Genomic DNA, 22,048 nt, shown 5'->3' on the forward strand with positions numbered 1-22,048 from the left:
CCCGGCTCCCGAATACTCTACGGAAATCCGCACCGGCGACCTGTGGCGTCGTGCGAAGAAAGCAGACGAAGAACATGTCTCACCTGCTCGATGGCGTCAACGCCGCCTCCAAGCGCACGGATGTCCCGGCGTTCCGCCCCGGTGACACCATCAACGTCCACGTCCGCGTGATCGAGGGCAACCGCTCCCGTATCCAGCAGTTCAAGGGCGTAGTCATCCGTCGCCAGGGCGCCGGCGTCTCCGAGACCTTCACCGTTCGCAAGGTCTCCTTCAGCGTCGGCGTGGAGCGTACCTTCCCGGTCCACTCCCCGATCTTCGAGAAGATCGAGCTCGTCACCCGCGGTGACGTGCGTCGCGCCAAGCTGTACTTCCTCCGTGAGCTCCGCGGCAAGGCCGCGAAGATCAAGGAGAAGCGCGACCGCTGATCTCCTCTCCGGCTCCAGGGGACGGCCGGATAGGCTCGCCCCCGATGGACACCGAAGCAGAGCTCACGCAGCGCGGCCACTCCTCTCCCGAGCAGGGAGAGGGGAGGCCGCGTTTCGCGTTTTCCGGGTCTGCGGGTAGGCCCGGGTCTGCGGGGAGGCCCGGGTCCGGCGGGAGGTCCGGCTCCGGGCGGAGGCCCCCGTTCGGTTGGGTGTCCCTGTCGAGCTGCTCCTGGCGGCGTGCCGGGCTGCTCGGGGTGGCCTGCACCGTCTTCCTGCTGCTGCTCAGCAATTTCGTGCTCCAGCCCTTCCAGATCCCGAGCCGGTCGATGGAGCCGACCCTGCGGGTCGGCGACCGGGTCCTGGTGAACAAGCTGGCGTACCGTTTCGGCGACGTGCCGCGACGCGGGGACGTGGTGGTCTTCGACGGGACGGGCTCCTTCGTACGGGAGAGTTCCGGCGGCGGGAACCCGATCGGGGACGCCCTGCACGGAGCGGTCTCCGCCCTGGGGCTGGCGGAACCGTCCGACACCGACTTCGTGAAGCGGGTCGTGGGCGTCGGCGGCGACGACGTGGTGTGCTGCGACGCCGGCGGACGGATCGCGGTCAACGGGGTCGCGGTGGAGGAGCCTTACCTCAAGCCCGGTGACGCTCCCTCGAAGGTGCCCTTCCGGATCGTCGTCCCGCTGGGGACCCTGTGGGTGATGGGCGACCACCGGTCCCAGTCCCGCGACTCGCGGGACCACCTCGGGGAGCCCGGCGGGGGGATGGTGCCGGTGGAGAAGGTGATCGGGCGGGCCGACTGGATCGGTTGGCCGGTCTCGCGCTGGCAATCCGTGGCCGGGGGCGGGTCCCATGGGTAGCCGGGGACGACGCCGGGGCGACGGCGGCCGGGGGCGCGAGCCCGAACCGGAGCCGTTGTCCTGGCTGGATCAGGATCCCGAGCCCCTGCCGCCGGCCCCGTCCGGGCCGGCGTCTCCGTCCGGGTCCGGGTCGGCGCCCGGGTCGGCGTCGGCGTTCCCGGTGGGGGAATCCGGGTCGGAGCCGGAAGTGGCGGCTCCGGCGGAGGGTGGTGGACGGGCCGAGCGGCGCAGGCTGGCCCGTAAGGTCCGGCGTCGCCGGCGCACCCGCCGTGCCGGCGAGCTGCCGCTCCTCGTGGTGGTGGCCCTGTGCATAGCCCTCGTGCTCAAGACCTTCCTGGTGCAGGCCTTCTTCATCCCGTCCGGCTCGATGGAGCAGACCATCCGGATCGGCGACCGGGTGCTGGTCGACAAGTTCACGCCGTGGTTCGGCTCCAAGGTCGAGCGGGGCCAGGTCGTGGTGTTCCGGGACCCTGGAGGCTGGCTCAAGGCCGAGACGGCCCGCTCCGCCCCGGACCCGGTGGTCGTCAAACAGGTCAAGGAAACCCTGACCTTCATCGGCCTGCTGCCCTCCGCGGACGAACAGGATCTGATCAAGCGGGTCATCGGCGTGGGCGGCGACACCGTCAAGTGCTGCGACGACCGGGGGCGGGTCACCGTCAACGGGACGCCTCTAGATGAGCCTTACGTGTCACCGGGGAACGCGCCCTCCGAGATCCGCTTCGAGGTGCACGTGCCACAGGGGCGGATCTTCGTGATGGGCGACCACCGGGCGAACTCGGCCGATTCCCGCTACCACCTCGACGAGGCCTTCGAGGGCACCATCGACGAAGAGGGCGTGGTCGGGCAGGCCGTGGTGATCGCCTGGCCGTACGACCACTGGCGCAGGCTGGAGCAGCCGGCCACCTTCCTCGCCGTACCGGATCCCGTGCGCCGCGGGCGGCGGCGCGGGCCCGGTGGGCGTCGACGGGGCGTGCCGTTCGCATAGTGTGGCCTCCGTCTCCCGCGCCTTCGGGAACTCCCGCTCGTTAAGGGAGGGGAGGGCCCGTGCCGTGTCCGGCGCGGGCGGTGGTTTTCCGAGTGAGGAGTGGATGTGGGGGACGTGGCGGTAGGCGCGCGATCCGGACGCGACGAGGGCGAGGAGCGGCCGGACGAGGGCGTCGAGCGCGAGGCCGAGGCGCAGGACGAGGACGAGGGCGCGGAGACGCACAAGCCCCGTTCGTTCTGGAAGGAGCTGCCGCTCCTGATCGGCATCGCCCTGCTGCTGGCCCTGCTGATCAAGACCTTCCTGGTGCAGGCCTTCTCGATTCCTTCCGACTCCATGCAGAACACCCTGCAGCGCGGAGACCGGGTGTTGGTGGACAAGCTGACCCCGTGGTTCGGGTCCGAGCCCGATCGCGGTGAGGTCGTGGTCTTCCACGACCCGGCGAACTGGCTGGCCGGGGAGCCCACCCCCGATCCCAACTTTGCCCAGCAGATCCTCAGCAAGATCGGCCTGATGCCCTCGGCCGACGAGAAGGACCTGATCAAGCGGACGATCGCCATCGGCGGGGACACCGTGGAGTGCAAGAAGGGCGGGCCGGTCGTCGTCAACGGCAAGGCCCTGGACGAGCCGTACATCTTCCCCGGCAACACCCCTTGCGACGACGCCCCGTTCGGCCCGATCACCGTGCCCAAGGGCAAGATCTGGGTGATGGGCGACCACCGCCAGAACTCGCAGGACTCCCGCTACCACATGCAGGACTCCACCCAGGGCTTCGTGCCGGTCAAGGACGTCGTCGGGCGGGCCTTCGTGGTCGCCTGGCCCGTGACCCGCTGGTCGACCCTGCCGATCCCGGAGACCTTCGACCAGCCGGGCATCGGCAACCAGGCCAAGGCGACCGCGCTCGGGCTCGGAGCCTCCGGACTGGCCCCGGTCGGGCTCGGTCCGGCCGCCCTCGGGCTCGTCGGCGCGGTGCCCGTCGTACTGTGGCGCCGGCGGAAGCTGACCCGGGGGCGTACCGCCGGGTAGGGTGCCGCCCAGGTCGACGATCTCCGAGGTGTGGGGGCGCTGCTATGGGCGGCACGCAGAGGACGCAAGCAGGCGGTACCAATTCCATACGACGTGGCACGAGTGGCAGAGATGGCCGCGGCGGGCTCGGCAACGTGTTGTCGGGCATCGCCGTGGCCATCGGTTTTGCGCTGTTCCTCGGCGGCTTCGTCTGGGGCGCGCTCGTCTACCAGCCGTACACGGTGCCGACCGACTCGATGGTGCCGACGGTGAAGCCCGGCGACCGCGTGCTGGCGCAGCGGATCGACGGCGCCGAAGTGCGGCGCGGGGACGTGGTCGTCTTCACCGACACCGCGTGGAGCAACTCGCCCATGGTCAAGCGGGTCGTGGCCATCGGCGGGGACACCGTGTCCTGCTGCGGCCAGGGAGGCCGGTTGACCGTGAACGGCAAGGAGCTGGACGAGCCGTACCTTGACCGCGCGGGCGTCGAGGCGGTGGGTACCGGGACGACCTTCGAGGTGAAGGTGCCCGAGGGCAACCTCTTCCTGATGGGCGACCGGCGCGGGGCCTCGCTCGACTCCCGGGCGCACCTCCAGGACGCAGGACAGGGGACGGTACCCCGCTCGGCGGTTGAGGGGCGGGTCGACGCGCTGGCGTGGCCGTCGATGCGGATGGTGGACCGGCCGGGGAACTTCTCCGCCCTGCCCGGCGGGACCTCCGCTCCCGGCCCGCTGCGGCTCCAGGTGGCCGCGGTGGTGGCCGGAGCGGCCCTGGTGGTCCTGGGGGCGGCTTACGGGCCGGTGGCGCGGGTCCTGGGGCGCGGACGGCGCAGGGGGCCCGCCGGTGCCCGCTGAGCCGTCGGGCTTGGAGCGGAGGAAGGTGTCCCGGGTGATCCTTCTGGACCCCCGGGACCGGATCCTGCTGCTCCACGGCTGCGAGCCGGCCGATCCCGCCGACGACTGGTGGTTCACCCCCGGCGGCGGCCTGGAGGGCGCCGAGACCCGGGAGGAGGCGGCGCTGCGCGAACTCGCCGAGGAGACCGGGATCACCGAGGTGGAACTGGGTCCGGTGCTGTGGCACCGGCAGTGCGCCTTCCCCTTCGACGGGCGGCGCTGGGAGCAGGACGAGTGGTACTTCCTGGCCCGCACCGACCGGACGGCGACCGAGATGGGCGGGCTCACCGAGCTGGAGCGGCGCAGCGTCACGGGCGCGAGGTGGTGGACTTCCGAGGAACTCCTCGCGGCGCGTGAGACGGTGTACCCGACCAGACTCGCCGAGCTGCTCCGTACGCTGCTCGACGACGGCCCTCCGGGTGCTCCGGTGGCGCTGCCCCCGGAAATCGTTTAGGGGCGCACGGCACTGGCGCACAATAGGGGGACGCACGGCTGAAGGGGAACATGCCATGAGCGCCGAGGACCTCGAGAAGTACGAGACCGAGATGGAGCTGAAGCTCTATCGCGAGTACCGCGACGTCGTCGGGCTGTTCAAGTACGTGATCGAGACGGAACGTCGTTTCTACCTCACCAACGACTACGAGATGCAGGTGCACTCGGTCCAGGGGGAGGTGTTCTTCGAGGTCACGATGGCCGATGCCTGGGTCTGGGACATGTATCGGCCCGCCCGGTTCGTCAAGCAGGTGCGGGTGCTGACCTTCAAGGACGTGAACATCGAGGAGCTGAACAAGAGCGACCTCGAACTGCCGGCGGGCTGATCGCCCTTCGCGCGTGGCCCGCTCACCCCTGGGAGTGAGCGGGTTTTCCACAGCGCCCGGGTTGTCCACCAAGATCCACGAGGTGGGCGGCGAAGCGGGATCGTCGGTGCCGGAGGTGGTGCCCGATGAACGCCAAGGGCGTGGCACAGCAGGCATTGGGGCGGTACGGCGAGGACCTCGCGGCGCGACGGCTGACCGAATCGGGGATGACGGTGATCGCCCGGAACTGGCGCTGCCGCGCCGGTGAGGTCGACATCGTCGCGCGGGACGGGGACGCCCTCGTCGTGTGCGAGGTCAAGACGCGCCGGGTCGGGGGCTTCGAGCACCCCATGGAGGCCGTCCGCACGGCCAAGGCGCAGCGTCTGCGGCGCCTCGCCGAGCGCTGGCTGGCCGACCACGGGGGACCACCGCCGGGCGGGGTGCGCATCGACCTGGTCGCCGTCTCGCTGCCGCGGCGCGGGGCGCCCGTGGTGGAGCACGTCAGGGGGGTGGCCTGATGGGGTTCGCGCGGGCCTGCTCGGTGGCCCTGGTGGGCGTCGAGGGCGTCCTCGTCGAGGTCCAGGCCGACCTGGAGCCGGGGGTCGCCGCCTTCACGCTCGTGGGGCTGCCCGACAAGACGCTGGTCGAAAGCCGGGACCGGGTGCGGGCCGCCGTGGTCAACTCCGGTGCCCAGTGGCCGCAGAAGAAGCTCACGGTCGGGCTCAGCCCGGCCTCCGTCCCGAAGGCCGGGGCGCATTTCGACCTGGCCGTCGCGGCCGCCGTCCTGGGGGCCGCCGAGGTGGTGGACCCCGCCGCCATCGCCGACCTCGTGCTGATCGGCGAGTTGGGGCTCGACGGCCGGGTGCGCCCGGTCCGCGGGATCCTGCCGGCGGTGCTGGCCGCCGCGGACGCCGGGTACCGACAGGTGGTCGTCCCGCAACAGTGCGCCGCCGAGGCCGCCTTGGTCCCGGACGTGTCGGTGCTCGGAGTGCGCAGCCTGCGCCAGCTCATCGCGGTGCTGACCGGCGCCGAGGTGCCCGAGGAGGAGCCGGTCGGGCGGGACGGGCGGCCCGACCCGATGCTGGCCGGGCTCGTCGTGCCGGGAGCCGGGCTCGGGACGGGGCTGTCCCGGGTCGGGGAAGAGGCGTCGGACTTCCCCGACCTCGCCGACGTGGCCGGCCAGCACGGCGCCCGCAGGGCCCTGGAGGTGGCCGCCGCCGGGGGGCACCACCTCTTCCTCAGCGGGCCCCCGGGGGCGGGCAAGACGATGCTGGCCGAGCGACTGCCGTGGATCCTGCCCCCGCTGAGTCGGCAGGACTCCGTGGAGGTGACGGCCGTCCACTCCGTCGCGGGGATCCTCCCTCCCGGCGAACCCCTGGTCGGCAGGGCCCCCTACTGCGCTCCGCACCACTCCGCCACCATGCAGTCCCTGGTCGGGGGTGGTGCCGGGATCCCCCGGCCGGGCGCGGTGTCCCTGGCTCACCGCGGGGTGCTTTTTCTGGACGAGGCCCCCGAGTTCGGCTCGAAGGCCTTGGACGCGCTGCGCCAGCCCCTCGAATCCGGGCACGTGGTCATCGCCCGGGCCGCCGGAGTGGTGCGGCTCCCGGCCCGCTTCCTGATGGTGCTCGCCGCCAACCCCTGTCCGTGCGGGCGGCACACGTTGCTCGGCGCCGGATGCGAATGCCCCGCGTCGGTGGTCCGGCGCTACCAGGCCCGACTCTCGGGGCCGCTGCTCGACCGGGTCGACCTGCGGGTCACGGTGGCTCCCGTCACCCGTTCCGACCTGCTCGGGCGCGGTGGTCGGGGCGAGAGCAGCGAGGCCGTCGCGGGCCGGGTGCGGGAGGCCCGGGAGCGGGCCGCCGCCCGGCTCGTCGGGACCCCATGGCGGCTCAACTCCGAGGTGCCCGGGCACGAGCTGCGCACCCGCTGGCCGGCCGGTCCCGGGGCGCTGGGCGTGGCCGAGCGGGACATGGAGCGCGGGCTGCTCACCGCCCGGGGGCTGGACCGGGTGCTCCGCGTCGCCTGGACCGTCGCCGACCTGCGGGGCAACGACCGGCCGGACCCGCTGGACGTGGCCGTCGCGCTGGAACTGCGCACCGGGATCGCCCGCGGGGCGGCCCTGGCCGTGGGGGAGGGGCCGTGAGCCCGCCGGAGCACGGGCCGTCGGAGCAGGCGCCGTCGGAGCACGGGCCGGAGGTGGTGGCGCGGGCCGCGTTGACCCGGGTGCTGGAGCCCGGGGACGAGCACGGCGGGCGCTGGCTGGAGCGGTTCGGGGCCGCCGGGGTGATGCGGCTGCTGACCGGCCCCGAGGCGGAGTCGGGTGCGCTGAGCGGGGTCCGCGCCGAGCGGCTCGCCGGATACCGCAGACGGGCGGCCCTCGCCGATCCCCGCCGGGACCTGGCGCTCGCCGCCGGGTCGGGCGGCCGGTTCGTCTGCCCCGGTACCGCGGAGTGGCCCACCCAGCTGGACGACCTGGGCGACGCGCGTCCCGTCGGACTGTGGCTGCGGGGCGGGCCGGACCTGCGGACCTGGGCCCTGCGTTCGGTCGCCGTGGTCGGGGCGCGGGCGTGCACCCCGTACGGGGCCCACATGGCGCAGACCCTGGCCGCCGGGCTCGCCGAGCGCGGCTGGGTGGTCGTGTCGGGCGCCGCGTACGGGATCGACGGCGCCGCCCACCGGGGCGCCCTCGCCTCGGGCGGGGCCACCGCCGCCGTCCTGGCCTGCGGGGTGGAGGTGGCCTACCCCCGGGGGCACGCCGGCCTTCTCGGGCGGATCGCCGGCTCGGGGTTGGTGTTGGGCGAGCTGCCGCCCGGCAGTCACCCCACGCCCAGCCGGTTCGTGCTCCGCAACCGGGTCATCGCCGCCCTCACCAGGGGCACGGTGGTCGTCGAGGCCGCGCACCGCAGCGGCTCCCTGGTCACGGCCCGGTACGCCAGGGAACTGGGGCGCCTGACCATGGGCGTGCCCGGTCCCGCGACGAGCGGCCTGTCGTCCGGAGTCCACGAACTGCTGCGCGGCGAGGCCGTGCTCGTCAGCGACGCGGCCGAGGTGATCGAGCTGGTCGGGGACATGGGCGAACTCGCCCCCGAGCGGCGCGGTCCCGTCTTGGCCCGGGACCTCCTGAGGCCCGATTCCGCGCGGGTGCTCGAAGCACTTCCGGCGGGCCGCCCGGCGCACCCGGACGAGATCTCCCTGGCCGCGGGCACCGGTACCGATGAAGTCATCGGCAGACTGTACGAACTTCACTCTCTGGGGTTCGTCGAACGGCAGGGCGACGGCTGGCAGTTGACCAGGTACACCCGAGGAGGGGAGGTCGAATCCGGAGCGACCCGGCGAGGCGGTCGTTGACCTGGGGCGTTCCGGTGAAAGAGTGACGGCGATGAGAGACGCGGTCTTCCCGGTGGCGGTCGCCGGGACCGTGCGCCAGGCGCCGGTTCCGGACCTCCCGCGCGAGTACGGACGCCTTCGGGCCCCCGTGCCATCCCGTACTCTTCGCGCACCGCGACACTTCCGTCACGCTACGCTCCCAAGGAATCCCGCTCCGGCAAAGGCGAAGCATGCCCCAGCACACCTCAGGGTCCGACCGCGCTGCGGTGCCCCCCGCTGCCCGTGGCAGCGTGCGGTCCACCGCGCCCTCGTCCCTGGAGGTGCTCTGGCGCTCATACAAGGACTCGGGTGACGAGCGGCTGCGGGAGCAGTTGATCCTGCACTACTCGCCCCTGGTGAAGTACGTGGCGGGCCGGGTCAGTGTCGGTCTGCCGCCCAACGTCGAGCAGGCCGACTTCGTCTCGTCCGGGGTCTTCGGACTCATCGACGCGATCGAGAAGTTCGACATCGAACGCTCCATCAAGTTCGAGACGTACGCGATCACCCGCATCCGCGGCGCGATGATCGACGAACTGCGGGCGCTGGACTGGATCCCGCGCTCCGTGCGGCAGAAGGCCCGGGCCGTCGAACGGGCCTACGCCACGCTGGAGGCCCAACTGCGACGCACCCCGACCGAGCACGAGGTCGCGGGCGAGATGGGCATCGGGGTGGAGGAACTCCACACCGTGTTCAGCCAGTTGTCCCTGGCCAACGTGGTCGCGCTGGAGGAACTGCTGCACGCCGGCGGGGAGGGCGGCGACCGCCTCTCGCTGATGGACACCCTGGAGGACCACGCCGCCGACGATCCGGTGGAGGTGGCCGAGGACCGCGAGCTGCGCCGGCTGCTCGCGCGGGCCATCAACACGCTCCCCGAACGGGAGAAGACCGTGGTGACCCTCTACTACTACGAGGGGCTCACGCTCGCCGAGATCGGGAACGTCCTGGGCGTCACCGAGAGCCGCGTCAGCCAGATCCACACCAAATCGGTGCTCCAGCTGCGCGCGAAGCTGGCGGACGTCGGCCGCTGAGGCTCCGGTCCCCGACGCGGTGGCCGGTGACGGGCGCCGAGCCTTGCGCGGGCTCCGTACAGTGGTCGTGTGCCCAGGATTCGAGCGGCCTCCGTGGCCGAGCACCGGTCGATGCAGCGCGGCGCCCTCTTGGACGCGGCGCGCTCCCTGCTGTCGGAAGGCGGGACCGATGCCCTGACCTTCCCCGCCCTCGCGGAGCGGACCGGCCTCGCCCGGTCCTCCGTGTACGAGTACTTCCGGTCGCGCGCGGCCGTCGTCGAAGAGTTGTGCGTCGTGGACTTCCCGGTCTGGGCCGCCGAGATCGAGGCGGCCATGGAGGCCGCGCCGACCCCGGAGGAGAAGATCGAGGCCTACGTCCGCAGCCAGCTCGGTCTCGTCGGCGACCGCCGCCACCGCGCGGTGGTGGCGATCTCGGCCGGCGAGTTGGACGCGGGGGCGCGGGAGAAGATCCGCGCCGCGCACGGTGGCCTGGTGGCGATGATCGTCGAAGCCCTCGCCGCCCTGGGCCAGGCGGAGCCGCGCCTCTCCGCGATGCTGCTCCAAGGCGTCGTCGACGCGGCGGTCCGCCGCATCGAGCTGGGCGCCGCGGAGGATCCCGTCGTGGTCACCGAGGCCGCCGTCGCCATGGCCCTGCGGGGCGTGCGGGGCTGAGAGCTGTCGGTCGCCGCCGCCGTGGGCAGGAGCCGGGGGGTGGGGCGGGGGAGCAGGGTCAGCGGGTCGAGGTAGGTCCGCTCGCCTGCGATCAGTCCCCAGTGCAGGCAGGGCCCCGCGCAGTGGGAGCCCGCCGCGAGTTCCGCCACCACCTGGCCGGCGACGACCTCCTCCCCCTCCGCGACCAGGGGTCGCACCGGCTCGTAGGTCGTGCGCAGCCCGCCGGGCAGGGTCAGCGAGAGCACCCCGCGGCCCGCCACCGGCCCCGCGTGGTGCACCCGACCCGGCCCCACCGCCCGCAGCGGCGCCCCCACCGGGGCCGACAGGTCCACCCCGCGGTGCCCGGCCGCGTAGGGGGTAGGCGGCGGATCCCACCAACGGGCCACGGTCAGGGGCGCGGGCAGCGGCCTGACCCGCACGGCCGGGTCCGGGGCGCGCGGGTCGTGGGCGGCGTGCCGGGCGGCGGCGGGCGCCGCCGTGGGGAAGAAGGCCTGGGACAGCGCCAGCAACAAGGTGAGCAGCAAGGTCGTCATGTCCCACAGGTTCCCGCGTCGCGACCACGGCTGGTCGGTGCCTGTGGACGGCGGCGGGGGTGTGGACAAGCGCGTCACCCGGCACGTGCCGGGTCCCGTACACTTCTTGTGGCGATCCGGGTCACCGGGTCGACTTCGCACGCCCCAGCACCGGCCCGAAACGGCCTGGTGAAAGCGTCTCTCGGTCCCTTCACGGGGCAGGGCGCGTCGGGGCGTCAGGAACCAAACCGAGAAAACAAGGAGATGGCCATGGCCGTCGTCACGATGCGGGAGCTGCTGGAAAGCGGCGTCCACTTCGGTCACCAGACCCGCCGTTGGAACCCGAAGATGAAGCGCTTCATCTTCACGGAGCGCAACGGCATCTACATCATCGACCTGCTGCAGTCGCTGTCGTACATCGACCGCGCCTACGAGTTCGTGAAGGAGACCGTCGCCCACGGCGGTTCCATCATGTTCGTCGGTACCAAGAAGCAGGCGCAGGAAGCCATCGCCGAGCAGGCGACGCGCGTCGGCATGCCGTACGTCAACCAGCGGTGGCTGGGTGGCATGCTCACCAACTTCTCCACCGTCTACAAGCGCCTTCAGCGTCTGAAGGAGCTTGAGGCGATCGACTTCGCCGACGTCGCCGCCTCGGGTCTCACCAAGAAGGAGCTCCTGGTCCTCTCTCGCGAGAAGATCAAGCTGGAGAAGACCCTCGGTGGTATCCGCGAGATGTCGAAGGTTCCCAGCGCCGTCTGGATCGTCGACACCAAGAAGGAGCACATCGCGGTCGGTGAGGCGCGCAAGCTGCACATCCCCGTCGTCGCGATCCTCGACACCAACTGTGACCCCGACGAGGTCGACTACAAGATCCCGGGCAACGACGACGCGATCCGCTCCGTCACCCTGCTCACCCGCGTGATCGCCGACGCCGTCGCCGAGGGCCTCATCGCCCGTTCCGGTGCCGCGACCGGTGACTCCAAGCCGGGCGAGAAGGCCGCCGCCGAGCCGCTCGCCGAGTGGGAGCGCGACCTGCTCGAGGGCGAGAAGAAGGCCGACGAGACCGAGGCCCCCGCGGCTGACGCTCCGGTCGTCGAGGCCGCTGCCGAGACCGAGGCCGCCGCCGAGACCGAGGCTCCTGCCGAAACCGAGGCCCCCGCGGCCGAGGCCGAGGCCGTCGTCGAGGCTCCGGCCGCCGACGCCGCCGAGCAGGCCTGACCCACTGAGAGAGCCCGGCGTTCATCCGCCGGGCACTCGCAGCACGGACGATGACGGCGGGGGAGCCGCGCCACGAGCGCGACTCCTCCGCCGTTCACCCGTAGATCTACGACTTCGAGAGAGAATCACAGACTCATGGCGAACTACACCGCCGCTGACGTCAAGAAGCTCCGCGAGCTCACCGGCGCCGGCATGCTGGACTGCAAGAACGCGCTCGTGGAGGCCGACGGTGACGTCACCAAGGCCAACGAGATCCTGCGCGTCAAGGGCCTGAAGGGTGTCGCCAAGCGCGAGGGCCGTTCCGCCGAGAACGGTGCCGTCACCTCCCTGATCGCCGCCGACGCCACCTCCGGCGTGATCGTCGAGCTCAAGTGCGAGACCGACTTCGTGGCCAAGAGCCCGAAGTTCCTGGCCGTCGCCGACCAGCTCGCCGCCCACGTGGCCGCGACCGTCCCCGCCGACATCGCGGCGCTGCTGGCGTCCGAGATCGAGGCCGGCAAGACCGTCCAGGCGTTCGTGGACGAGGCCAACGCCAACCTCGGCGAGAAGATCGTCCTGGAGCGCTTCGCGGCGTACCAGGGTGCCTTCGTGGCCTCCTACATGCACCGCACCATGCCCGACCTGCCCCCGCAGATCGGTGTCCTGGTCGAGCTGGACAAGGCCGACGCCGAACTGGCGAAGGGCATCGCCCAGCACATCGCCGCCTTCGCGCCGAAGTACCTCACCTCCGAGGAGATCCCGGCCGAGATCGTCGAGTCCGAGCGCCGCGTCGCCGAGGAGACCACCCGCGCCGAGGGCAAGCCCGAGGCCGCGATCGCCAAGATCGTCGAGGGTCGCGTCAACGGCTTCTTCAAGGACGCCACGCTGCTCGGCCAGCCGTACGCGCTGGACAACAAGAAGTCCGTCCAGAAGGTTCTGGACGAGGCCGGTGTCACCCTGAAGCGCTTCACCCGCATCAAGGTCGGCATCTGAGTCCGTCCGTACGCGACGGACACCGGACCCCGGTAGGGTCTGAAGCAGTCGCCCGCGTTCGCGCAGGACGACCGCAGATCTGACGAGGAGGCCATTGCCGTAGAGGGAACCGCGAGGACCCACCGGCAATGGCCTCCTTCGTATGTGCACGAGGAGATCTCCATGAATCAGGGCGTGGACCCCCACACCGCTTCCGACGACAAGAGCGACCACGAGAAGAAGGGTCGCCGCTTCATGCTCAAGCTGTCCGGCGAAGCCTTCTCGGGCGGCGGCGGGCTGGGCGTCGACCCTGACGTCGTGCACGCCATCGCCCGCGAGATCGCGGCCGTGGTCCGTGACGGCGCCGAGATCGCGATCGTGATCGGCGGCGGAAACTTCTTCCGCGGCGCCGAGCTCCAGCAGCGCGGCATGGACCGCGCGCGGTCCGACTACATGGGCATGCTCGGCACCGTCATGAACTGCCTCGCCCTCCAGGACTTCCTGGAGAAGGAAGGCATCGACAGCCGCGTCCAGACCGCCATCACCATGGGCCAGGTCGCGGAGCCGTACATCCCGCTCCGCGCCGTGCGCCACCTGGAGAAGGGTCGCGTCGTCATCTTCGGCGCCGGCATGGGCATGCCCTACTTCTCCACCGACACCACGGCCGCCCAGCGCGCCCTGGAGATCGACGCCGAGGCCCTGCTCATGGGCAAGAACGGCGTCGACGGGGTCTACGACTCCGACCCGAAGACCAACCCGGACGCGGTGAAGTTCGACGCGCTGGAGTACAGCGAGGTGCTGTCCCGGGACCTCAAGGTCGCCGACGCCACGGCCATCACGCTGTGCCGCGACAACCAGCTGCCGATCCTCGTCTTCGAACTGCTCGCCGAGGGCAATATCGCGCGCGCCGTCAAGGGTGAGAAGATCGGCACGCTCGTGAGTGCCCAGGGAACCCGGGTCTGAGCCCCGCCGACCGGGCCCCCGCGGGGCCCGGTCAGGGCGGCCCGGGCCGCCCCGCCCGCCTGAACCATCCACATCTGACATGCAGGAGCACGTGGTGATCGAAGAAATCCTCCTCGAGGCCGAGGAGAAGATGGAGAAGGCCGTCATCGTCGCCAAGGAAGACTTCGGCGCGATTCGCACGGGTCGTGCGCACCCGGCGATGTTCAACAAGATCGTCGCCGACTACTACGGTGCCATCACGCCCATCAACCAGCTCGCGTCCTTCGCGGTGCCCGAGCCGCGCATGGCGATCGTGACGCCGTTCGACTCCTCGGCCCTGCGCAACATCGAGCAGGCCATCCGCGACTCCGACCTCGGTGTCAACCCGAGCAACGACGGCCGCATCATCCGGGTGACCTTCCCCGAGCTGACGCAGGACCGCCGCAAGGAGTACATCAAGGTCGCGCGCACCAAGGCCGAGGACTCCAAGGTTTCCATCCGCGCCGTCCGCCGCAAGGCGAAGGACGCCCTCGACAAGCTCGTCAAGGACAAGGAAGCCGGCGAGGACGAGGTGCGTCGCGCCGAGAAGGAGCTCGACGACACCACCGCGAAGTACGTCGCGCAGGTGGACGAGCTGCTCAAGCACAAGGAAGCCGAGCTCCTCGAGGTCTGATGAACGACTCTCCCTGGGCCACGGAGCCGGCAGCGGCGGGTCCCGCATACGATGCGCTGGTGGGCCCGCACACTCGGCCCATGCCCATCGTGACCGATGCCGCCGGCCGTGACTTCGACGACCGGGAAGCACGCGATCGGGGGGCCGCCGTGGTCGGCGGTCCCCCCTTCCGCGCCGAGACGCCGCCGCAGGAGCCCATGCCCAGCCCTCCGCCCTCACAGGCCCCGCAGGACGCGTCGCCCCCGCCGCAGAAGAAGCGCGCGGGGCGGGATCTGCGTGCCGCCATAGGGGTCGGTGTCGGCCTCGGAGCGGTGATCTTCGCCTCGCTCTTCGTCGTCAAGGCCGTCTTCGTCGGCGTGGTCGTCGTCGCCGTCGTCGTGGGCCTGTGGGAGCTGACCTCCCGGCTCCAGGAGAAGAAGGGCATCAAGGCGCCGCTGGTACCGCTCGCGGTCGGCGGCGCGGCGATGGTCATCGCCGGCTACGTCCGGGGCGCCGAGGGCGCCTGGGTCGCCATGGCGCTCACCGCGCTCGCCGTCCTCGTGTGGCGGATGACGGAGCCGCCCGAGGACTACCTCAAGGACGTCACCGCGGGCGTCTTCGCGGCGTTCTACGTGCCGTTCCTGGCCACGTTCGTCGCGATGCTGCTCACCGCCGACGACGGCCCCCAGCGGGTCACGACCTTCCTGGCGCTGACCGTGGTCAGCGACACGGGGGCCTACGCGGTGGGCTGGCGCTTCGGCAAGACCAAGCTCGCGCCGCGCATCAGCCCCGGCAAGACCCGCGAGGGGCTCCTCGGGGCGGTGGCCTTCGCGATGGTGGCCGGCGCGCTGTGCATGGAGTTCCTGATCGACGGGGGCGCCTGGTGGCAGGGACTCCTGCTGGGCCTCGCCGTCGCCGTCAGCGCCACCCTGGGCGACCTGGGCGAGTCGATGATCAAGCGGGACCTCGGCATCAAGGACATGGGCACCCTGCTCCCGGGCCACGGCGGCATCATGGACCGGCTCGACTCGCTGCTGCCGACCGCTCCGGTGGTCTGGCTGCTGCTGGCGGCCTTCGTGGGCACCGGCTGACCTGCGGGAAGGCGCCGTAAGACGCCGGGCGGTTACTCTTGAAAGGCGCGCTGCTTCTGCGGCGCGCCTTTCGTCTTACAAGGAGTACCTGCCATGGCCCGCCCCGTTCCGGGAGAGCTCACCTTCGTCGCCCCTCGCGGAGCCAAGAAGCCGCCCCGGCACCTCGCCGACATGACCCCGGCCGAGCGCCGCGAGGCGGTGGCCGCGATCGGTGAGAAGCCCTTCCGGGCCAAGCAGCTCTCCCAGCACTACTTCGCCCGCTACACGCACGACCCGGCGCAGTGGACCGACATCCCCGCGGCCTCGCGCGAGAAGCTCCAGCAGGAGCTGCTGCCGGACCTGATGAACGTCGTGCGGCACATCAGCTGCGACGACGACACCACCCGCAAGACCCTGTGGAAGCTGCACGACGGCACGCTCGTCGAGTCCGTGCTGATGCGCTACCCGGACCGGGTGACCATGTGCATCTCCTCGCAGGCCGGCTGCGGCATGAACTGCCCCTTCTGCGCCACCGGCCAGGCGGGTCTGGACCGCAACCTCTCCACCGCCGAGATCGTCCACCAGATCGTCGACGGCATGCGCGCCCTGCGCGACGGCGAGGTCCCCGGCGGTCCGGCGCGACTGTCCAACATCGTCTTCATGGGCATGGGCGAGCCGCTCGCCAACTACAACCGCGTGGTCGGCTCCATCCGCCGGCTCACCGACCCGGAGCCCGACGGCCTCGGTCTGTCGCAGCGCGGCATCACCGTCTCCACGGTCGGCCTGGTCCCGGCCATGCTGCGCTTCGCCGACGAGGGCTTCAAGTGCCGCCTCGCCGTCTCGCTGCACGCCCCGGACGACGAGCTGCGCGACACCCTCGTCCCGGTGAACACCCGCTGGAACGTCCGCGAGGTGCTGGACGCGGCCTGGGAGTACGCGGAGAAGTCCGGCCGACGGATCTCCATCGAGTACGCCCTGATCCGCGACATCAACGACCAGGCCTGGCGCGGCGACCTCCTCGGCCGGCTGCTCAAGGGCAAGCGCGTACACGTCAACCTGATCCCGCTGAACCCGACGCCCGGCTCCAAGTGGACGGCCTCGCGCCCGGAGGACGAGAAGGCCTTCGTCGAGGCCATCGCCCGGCACGGCGTGCCGGTCACCGTCCGCGACACCCGCGGCCAGGAGATCGACGGGGCGTGCGGCCAGCTCGCCGCCTCGGAGCGCTAGGCCGTCTCTTTCGGATCTTGGTGGGTGAGCCGGGCCCGCCAAGACCCGGACGGGACGACCTGGGCCACCGGCGCTGATCTCGGACTTTCGGTCAAGACCGATCGCATTCGGCCACGGGGTACCCTGTGGCCGAACCAATTTCATATTCCGACAGGGGAGCGCCACAGCGCTGAGAGTGCGGTCCGTCACCGCAGACCCTCTGAACCTCGCCCCGGTCATTCGGGGTAGGAAGTTCGGTCATTCACTCAAGCTGTTGCGCCCTGCCCGGCGTCCGCTCCCACAGAGCGCCGGGCGGGGCCGCGTCTTCTCCTGGTCATCCCAGGAGGAATTCACCAGTGAGCACCACCAAGAAGATCGCGGGCGCCGTGCTCGCGGCCGCGCTCGGCGTCACCACGCTCGGCGCATGTGGCGGCACGGACGCCAAGGACAAGGCGGCCGGGGCGAGTGACGCCCCGAAGTCGAAGACGATCACGCTGGTCTCGCACGACTCCTTCAACGTGACCGACGCGGTCCTCAAGGACTTCGAGAAGCAGAGCGGCTACACGGTCAAGGTGCTGAAGTCCGGGGACGCCGGCGCCGCGCTCAACCAGGAGATCCTCACCAAGGGCTCCCCGCGCGGCGACGTCTTCTTCGGCGTGGACAACACCCTGCTCTCGCGGGCCCTCGACAACGGGATCTTCACCCCGTACGAGGCCAAGGGCCTGGCCGACGTCAAGCCCGAGTACGTCCTCGACAAGGAGCACCGGGTCACCCCGATCGACTCCGGTGACATCTGCGTCAACTACGACAAGGCCTACTTCGCCGACAAGAAGCTGGCCCCGCCGCAGACGCTGGACGACCTGCTGAAGCCCGAGTACAAGAACCTCCTCGTCACCGAGAACGCGGCGACCTCCTCGCCCGGCCTCGGTTTCCTCCTCGCCTCCGTCGGCAAGTACGGCGAGGACGGTTGGAAGGACTACTGGACCAAGCTCAAGGCCAACGGCGTCGAGGTCGTCGACGGCTGGGAGCAGGCCTACAACGAGCGCTTCTCCGGCTCCGCCGGCGGCAAGAAGGCCAAGGGCGACCGCCCGCTGGTCGTCTCCTACGCCTCCAGCCCGCCGGTCGAGGTCCTCTACGGCGAGCCGCAGCCGGCCGAGGCCCCCACGGGCGTCTCCACCGGGACCTGCTTCCGCCAGGTCGAGTTCGCGGGCCTGCTCAAGGGCGCGAAGAACGAGGAGGGCGGCAAGGCGCTGCTCGACTTCCTGGTGAGCAAGAAGTTCCAGGAGGACATGCCGCTCCAGATGTTCGTGAACCCGGTCCTGAAGGACGCGAAGCTGCCGGAACTCTTCACGAAGCACGGCGTGGTCATCGAGAAGCCGGAGACGGTCGCTCCCGACACCATCGCGAAGAACCGTGAGCAGTGGGTCAAGGCATGGTCCCCGCTCGTCGTGAAGTAGTGCGCGACACCACCCCGAAGGAGAGCGGGCGCGCCACGGCCGTCAGGTTGGCCCTGATGGCCGTGCCGCTCGCCTTCTTCGGGCTGTTCTTCGCCTATCCTGTGGCCGCCATTGTCGGCCGCGGGCTGAAGACCGACGAGGGCTGGCAGTTCGGCCGGATCGGTGAGGTCCTCGCCCGGCCCGACATCGGCGACGTGCTCTGGTTCACGACCTGGCAGGCGGTCGCCTCCACCGTGCTGACCCTGCTGATCGCCCTCCCGGGCGCGTACGTCTTCGCCCGCTTCGAGTTCCCGGGCAGGCAACTGCTGCGCGCCCTGGTCACGGTGCCCTTCGTGCTGCCGACCGTGGTCGTCGGCACGGCCTTCCTGGCCCTCGTCGGGCGGGGCGGGTTGCTCGACGAGCTGTGGGGCGTCCGGCTGGACACCACCGTCTGGGCGATCCTGCTCGCGCACGTGTTCTTCAACTACGCCGTCGTCGTGAGGACGGTCGGGGGACTCTGGGCGCAGCTCGACCCGCGCCAGGAGGAGGCCGCCCGGGTGCTGGGCGCCGGCCGCTTCGAGGCCTGGCGGCGGGTGACGCTGCCCGCGCTGGGACCGGCCGTGGCCGCCGCCTCGCTGATGGTGTTCCTGTTCACCTTCACCTCCTTCGGCGTCGTGCAGATCCTCGGCGGGCCCGCGTACTCCACCTTGGAGGTGGAGGTCTACCGGCAGACCGCGCAACTGCTGGACCTGCCGACCGCCGCCGTGCTGACCATGATCCAGTTCGCCGCCGTGGGCCTGATCCTCGCCGTCCACGCCTGGACCGTCCGCAAGCGCGAGAGGGCCCTGCGGCTCGTCGACCCGGCGCACACCGCCCACCGGCCGCGCGGGTGGGCACAGCGCACGCTGCTCGGCGGGGTCCTGCTCACCGTGCTCCTGCTGATCGTGGCGCCCCTCGCGGTGCTGGTGGAGCGCTCCTTCGACGCGCCCGGAGGGTACGGGCTCGGCTTCTACCGGGCGCTCCAGGACGCGGGCGCCGGGGGCGGAACCTTCCTGGTGCCGCCGCTGGAGGCCATCTGGAACTCCCTGCGGTACGCGCTGGTGGCCACCGCCATCGCCCTGCTGATCGGCGGCCTCGCCGCCGCCGCGCTGACCCGGCGCGCGGGCCGCTTCGTCCGGGGCTTCGACGCGCTGCTGATGCTGCCGCTCGGGGTGTCCGCCGTGACGGTGGGCTTCGGCTTCCTGATCACCCTGGACAAGCCCCCGTTGGACCTGCGGACCTCCTGGATCCTGGTGCCGCTGGCCCAGGCGCTGGTCGGGGTGCCGTTCGTCGTACGGACCATGCTGCCGGTGCTGCGGGCGGTGGACGGACGGCTGCGGGAGGCCGCCGCCGTGTTGGGCGCCTCCCCGCTGCGGGCCTGGCGCGAGGTGGACCTGCCGATGGTGCGCAGGGCGGTGCTGATCGCGGCCGGCTTCGCCTTCGCGGTGTCGTTGGGCGAGTTCGGCGCGACCGTGTTCATCGCCCGGCCGGACCGTCCGACGCTGCCGGTGGCCGTGGCCCGGCTGCTGGGGCGCGCCGGCGAGATGAACTACGGGCAGGCCATGGCCCTGAGCACGATCCTGATGCTGGTGTGCGCGGCGTCCCTGCTGGTGCTGGAGCGCCTGCGCCCCGACAAGACCTCCGGAGAGTTCTGATGACCCTGCTCCAGCTCGAAGGGGTCACCGTCCGCTTCGGTGACCGCGCGGTCGTGGACGCGGTCGACCTGGAGGTCGCCGAGCACGAGACCGTCTGCGTACTGGGCCCCAGCGGCAGCGGCAAGTCCACCCTGCTGCGGGTGGTGGCCGGGCTCCAGCCGGTGTCCGCCGGGCGGGTCCTGCTCGGCGGGGCCGACCAGACCGGGGTGCCGGTGCACCGGCGGGGCCTCGGCCTGATGTTCCAGGACCACCAGCTGTTCCCGCACCGGGACGTCGGCGGGAACGTCGCCTTCGGCCTGCGCATGCGGGGCTCATCCGGCTCCGGCAAGGCCCCCGGGAAGGCAGTCCGCGAGGCCCGGGTCGCCGAGCTGCTGGAGCTGGTCGGGCTCCCGGGCGCCCGGGGCCGGGCCGTGGCCTCCCTGTCGGGCGGCGAGCAACAGCGCGTCGCCCTCGCCCGGGCCCTGGCCCCCTCGCCCCGGCTGCTCATGCTGGACGAACCCCTCGGTCAGCTGGACCGGGGCCTGCGCGAGCGTCTGGTGGTCGAGCTGAAGGGGCTGTTCACCCGCCTCGGCACCACCGTGCTGGCCGTCACCCACGACCAGGGCGAGGCCTTCGCGCTGGCCGACCGGGTCGTGGTCATGCGGGACGGCCGGATCGCGCAGGCCGGGACCCCGCTGGAGGTGTGGCAGAAGCCGGCCTCCGAGTTCGTGGCGCGCTTCCTCGGTTTCGAGAACGTCGTCCCGGCGACGGTGACCGGCGGGGCCGCCGACACCCCGTGGGGGAAGGTCCCGGTTCCGGCCGGCGCCCCCGCGGGGGAGCGGCGGCTGTTGATCCGCCCGGCCGGGGTCGTGCTGGGGGCGGGGGAGGGCGGCCTGCGCTGCGAGGTGACCGCGCGCACCTTCCGGGGCACCCATGTCGCGCTCCGGCTGCGGCCCGAGTCGGGGCCGCAGCTGGAGGCCGAGTGCGAGTTGGCCGGCGCCCCGGCGGTCGGGGACCGGGTGGCGGTGGCCTTCGCCCCGTCCGAGGTGGTGGTGCTGCCCACCGCCGCCTGAACTCGGCGGCGGTCGGGCGGCGGTCGGACGGCGACCGCGGGGCGGTCAGGCGGCGCGGATCCCGTCCACGGCGATCGGCAGGTGGCGGGGGCCGCGCAGGACCGCGTTCTGCCGGTACGGGGGCGGGTCCTCCAGCAGGCGCGGGTTCTCCAGCCTGCGGGCCAGCTCGCTCAGCGCGATGTGTGCCTCCTGCCGGGCCAACGGGGCGCCGAAGCAGCTGTGGATCCCCGTGCCCAGGCCCAGGTGCTGGATGTCGGGGCGGTCGGGGTCGAAGCGGTCCGGGTTCTCGAAGCGGTTCGGGTCCCGGTTGCCCGAGGCCAGGATCAGCCACATCGAGGCGCCCTTGGGGATGGTCACCCCGCGGACCTCGATGTCGGCGAGGGTGGTGCGCTGTGGCAGCAACTGCACCGGGGGCTCGTAGCGCAGCAGCTCCTCGACCAGCGGCACCGCCAGCCGCGGCTCGCTGCGCAGCCGTTCCAGGACCTCCGGGTGGCGCATGAGCGTGAGCATGCCGTTGGTGATCAGGTTGACGGTGGTCTCGTGGCCGGCGATCAGCAGCAGCGCGGCCGTGCTGAGCACCTCCATGGTGGTCATGGCGCCGTCCGGGCCGTCGCCCGTCGCCAGTTGCGAGAGCATGTCCTCGCCCGGGTGCTTGCGGCGCTCCTCGATCAGCCCGGCCAGGTACATGCCGAGCTCCATCCGGGCGTCCTGCGAGTTCTTCCGACCGGCGCCGGCCTCCCGGTCCGGGTCGGGGTCCAGGCTCGCGGCGATGGCGTCCGCCCAGACATGGAAGCGGGGCTCGTCCTCGCTCGGTATCCCGAGCAGCCGGCAGATCACCGTCACCGGGAACGGGTACGAGAACTCCTCGACGAGGTCGATGTGGTTCGGGTCGCCGTTCTCGACGATCCCGTCGATCAGGCCGGACACGATGCCGCCCAGCTCACCGCGCATGTCGTAGACCCGGTGGGGGGCGTGCGGCGGCCCGAAGGGGCGGTTGGTCATCCGGCGCAGCCGGTCGTGGTCGGGCGGGTCCAGCCGCAGGAACGACGGCGGCAGGGCCGCTTCCCCGTCGCCGGAGTCCTCGGCGAGCGGGTCGCCGGCGGTGGAGCCCAGGTTGCGGGCGTCGGAGCTGATCCGGGGGTCGTGCAGCAGGCTCCGGATCTCGTAGTACGTGCTGACGACGAACGGTCCGTCCGCGTCCTGCGAGACCGGGTTCTTGCGGAGCTCCTCGTACAGCGGGTACGGATCGGCCCGGCTGGAGTAGTCGATGATCTGCCGGAGGATGTCTTGAGACATGGCGTGTCCTCG

The 22,048-nt window shown here is 71.7% G+C and carries 22 protein-coding genes, 1 pseudogene and 1 riboswitch; of the genes and pseudogenes, 21 read left to right on the forward strand and 2 right to left on the reverse strand.

What is annotated here, in order from left to right; translation table 11 throughout:
* Window positions 1–74: 74 nt before the first annotated feature.
* The 12 genes from rplS to ACIOD1_RS28060 all read left to right on the forward strand — a co-directional run bounded on the left by rplS (window position 75) and on the right by ACIOD1_RS28060 (window position 10,007).
* Window positions 75–425 (forward strand): 50S ribosomal protein L19, encoded by a 351-nt coding sequence (rplS, locus tag ACIOD1_RS28005; RefSeq protein ID WP_365623145.1) that lies wholly within the window; start codon window positions 75–77, stop codon window positions 423–425.
* Between the two features lie 44 nt (window positions 426–469).
* Window positions 470–1,285: a signal peptidase I gene (gene lepB / locus ACIOD1_RS28010; RefSeq protein ID WP_365623144.1), complete on the forward strand. Its 816-nt coding sequence runs from the start codon at window positions 470–472 to the stop codon at window positions 1,283–1,285.
* 187 nt (window positions 1,286–1,472) lie between these two features.
* Window positions 1,473–2,270 carry a signal peptidase I gene (lepB, locus tag ACIOD1_RS28015; protein ID WP_401905332.1) on the forward strand — a complete coding sequence of 266 codons (798 nt, stop codon included), beginning with the start codon at window positions 1,473–1,475 and terminating at the stop codon, window positions 2,268–2,270.
* Between the two features lie 114 nt (window positions 2,271–2,384).
* On the forward strand, window positions 2,385–3,293 hold the full coding sequence (lepB, locus tag ACIOD1_RS28020) for a signal peptidase I (protein ID WP_401905335.1): 909 nt from the start codon (window positions 2,385–2,387) through the stop codon (window positions 3,291–3,293).
* 44 nt (window positions 3,294–3,337) lie between these two features.
* Window positions 3,338–4,126: a signal peptidase I gene (gene lepB, locus ACIOD1_RS28025; protein WP_401905338.1), complete on the forward strand. Its 789-nt coding sequence runs from the start codon at window positions 3,338–3,340 to the stop codon at window positions 4,124–4,126.
* Complete coding sequence (locus tag ACIOD1_RS28030; RefSeq protein WP_401905340.1) at window positions 4,116–4,619, forward strand: NUDIX hydrolase; 504 nt, start codon at window positions 4,116–4,118, stop codon at window positions 4,617–4,619. Before lepB (ACIOD1_RS28025) ends, ACIOD1_RS28030 begins: the two co-directional genes overlap by 11 nt.
* A gap of 55 nt (window positions 4,620–4,674) precedes the next feature.
* Window positions 4,675–4,983, forward strand: a complete 309-nt coding sequence (locus tag ACIOD1_RS28035; protein ID WP_365623136.1) for a DUF2469 domain-containing protein — start codon at window positions 4,675–4,677, stop codon at window positions 4,981–4,983.
* A gap of 125 nt (window positions 4,984–5,108) precedes the next feature.
* Window positions 5,109–5,480: a YraN family protein gene (locus ACIOD1_RS28040; protein WP_365623134.1), complete on the forward strand. Its 372-nt coding sequence runs from the start codon at window positions 5,109–5,111 to the stop codon at window positions 5,478–5,480.
* On the forward strand, window positions 5,480–7,105 hold the full coding sequence (locus ACIOD1_RS28045; RefSeq protein ID WP_401905342.1) for a YifB family Mg chelatase-like AAA ATPase: 1,626 nt from the start codon (window positions 5,480–5,482) through the stop codon (window positions 7,103–7,105). Before ACIOD1_RS28040 ends, ACIOD1_RS28045 begins: the two co-directional genes overlap by 1 nt.
* Complete coding sequence (dprA, locus tag ACIOD1_RS28050; protein ID WP_401905345.1) at window positions 7,102–8,310, forward strand: DNA-processing protein DprA; 1,209 nt, start codon at window positions 7,102–7,104, stop codon at window positions 8,308–8,310. The genes ACIOD1_RS28045 and dprA overlap by 4 nt, the downstream gene beginning before the upstream one ends.
* A 209-nt stretch (window positions 8,311–8,519) precedes the next feature.
* On the forward strand, window positions 8,520–9,356 hold the full coding sequence (whiG, locus tag ACIOD1_RS28055; protein ID WP_365623128.1) for an RNA polymerase sigma factor WhiG: 837 nt from the start codon (window positions 8,520–8,522) through the stop codon (window positions 9,354–9,356).
* A gap of 111 nt (window positions 9,357–9,467) precedes the next feature.
* Entirely contained in the window at window positions 9,468–10,007 is a 540-nt protein-coding gene (locus ACIOD1_RS28060) for a helix-turn-helix domain-containing protein (protein ID WP_365623256.1), read from the forward strand.
* A 140-nt stretch (window positions 10,008–10,147) separates the two neighbouring features.
* Here ACIOD1_RS28060 and ACIOD1_RS28065 read toward each other — a convergent pair.
* Window positions 10,148–10,540, reverse strand: a pseudogene (locus ACIOD1_RS28065) (M23 family metallopeptidase); the annotation flags it as partial.
* Window positions 10,541–10,789: 249 nt separating this feature from the next.
* Between ACIOD1_RS28065 and rpsB the strand changes: the two are divergent.
* The 9 genes from rpsB (at window position 10,790) to ACIOD1_RS28110 (ending at window position 20,740) form a co-directional block, all read left to right on the forward strand.
* Window positions 10,790–11,737, forward strand: a complete 948-nt coding sequence (rpsB, locus tag ACIOD1_RS28070) for a 30S ribosomal protein S2 (protein ID WP_365623126.1) — start codon at window positions 10,790–10,792, stop codon at window positions 11,735–11,737.
* Window positions 11,738–11,872: 135 nt separating this feature from the next.
* The gene (gene tsf / locus ACIOD1_RS28075) at window positions 11,873–12,709 is read left to right on the forward strand and encodes a translation elongation factor Ts (RefSeq protein WP_365623124.1); all 837 of its coding nucleotides are present in this window, start codon (window positions 11,873–11,875) and stop codon (window positions 12,707–12,709) included.
* Window positions 12,710–12,871: 162 nt separating this feature from the next.
* Entirely contained in the window at window positions 12,872–13,651 is a 780-nt protein-coding gene (gene pyrH, locus ACIOD1_RS28080) for a UMP kinase (RefSeq protein WP_365623122.1), read from the forward strand.
* Between the two features lie 94 nt (window positions 13,652–13,745).
* Window positions 13,746–14,303: a ribosome recycling factor gene (gene frr, locus ACIOD1_RS28085; RefSeq protein WP_365623120.1), complete on the forward strand. Its 558-nt coding sequence runs from the start codon at window positions 13,746–13,748 to the stop codon at window positions 14,301–14,303.
* Complete coding sequence (locus tag ACIOD1_RS28090; RefSeq protein WP_365623118.1) at window positions 14,303–15,373, forward strand: phosphatidate cytidylyltransferase; 1,071 nt, start codon at window positions 14,303–14,305, stop codon at window positions 15,371–15,373. Before frr ends, ACIOD1_RS28090 begins: the two co-directional genes overlap by 1 nt.
* Before the next feature lie 93 nt (window positions 15,374–15,466).
* Window positions 15,467–16,579 carry a 23S rRNA (adenine(2503)-C(2))-methyltransferase RlmN gene (gene rlmN, locus ACIOD1_RS28095; protein ID WP_365623116.1) on the forward strand — a complete coding sequence of 371 codons (1,113 nt, stop codon included), beginning with the start codon at window positions 15,467–15,469 and terminating at the stop codon, window positions 16,577–16,579.
* A 142-nt stretch (window positions 16,580–16,721) separates the two neighbouring features.
* A riboswitch (TPP riboswitch) is annotated at window positions 16,722–16,828 on the forward strand.
* 86 nt (window positions 16,829–16,914) lie between these two features.
* Window positions 16,915–18,015 (forward strand): thiamine ABC transporter substrate binding subunit, encoded by a 1,101-nt coding sequence (locus ACIOD1_RS28100; protein ID WP_401905351.1) that lies wholly within the window; start codon window positions 16,915–16,917, stop codon window positions 18,013–18,015.
* Window positions 18,016–18,071: 56 nt separating this feature from the next.
* Complete coding sequence (locus ACIOD1_RS28105) at window positions 18,072–19,688, forward strand: iron ABC transporter permease (protein WP_365623254.1); 1,617 nt, start codon at window positions 18,072–18,074, stop codon at window positions 19,686–19,688.
* Window positions 19,688–20,740 (forward strand): ABC transporter ATP-binding protein, encoded by a 1,053-nt coding sequence (locus ACIOD1_RS28110; protein ID WP_365623113.1) that lies wholly within the window; start codon window positions 19,688–19,690, stop codon window positions 20,738–20,740. Before ACIOD1_RS28105 ends, ACIOD1_RS28110 begins: the two co-directional genes overlap by 1 nt.
* 45 nt (window positions 20,741–20,785) lie before the next feature.
* On the opposite strand, the gene ACIOD1_RS28115 is transcribed toward ACIOD1_RS28110, so the two are convergent.
* Window positions 20,786–22,036: a cytochrome P450 gene (locus ACIOD1_RS28115; protein WP_365623112.1), complete on the reverse strand. Its 1,251-nt coding sequence runs from the start codon at window positions 22,034–22,036 to the stop codon at window positions 20,786–20,788.
* Window positions 22,037–22,048 lie beyond the last annotated feature (12 nt).

The organism is Streptomyces sp. NPDC088097 (assembly GCF_044741845.1).
In the GTDB taxonomy this organism is placed as follows: Bacteria; Actinomycetota; Actinomycetes; order Streptomycetales; family Streptomycetaceae; genus Streptomyces.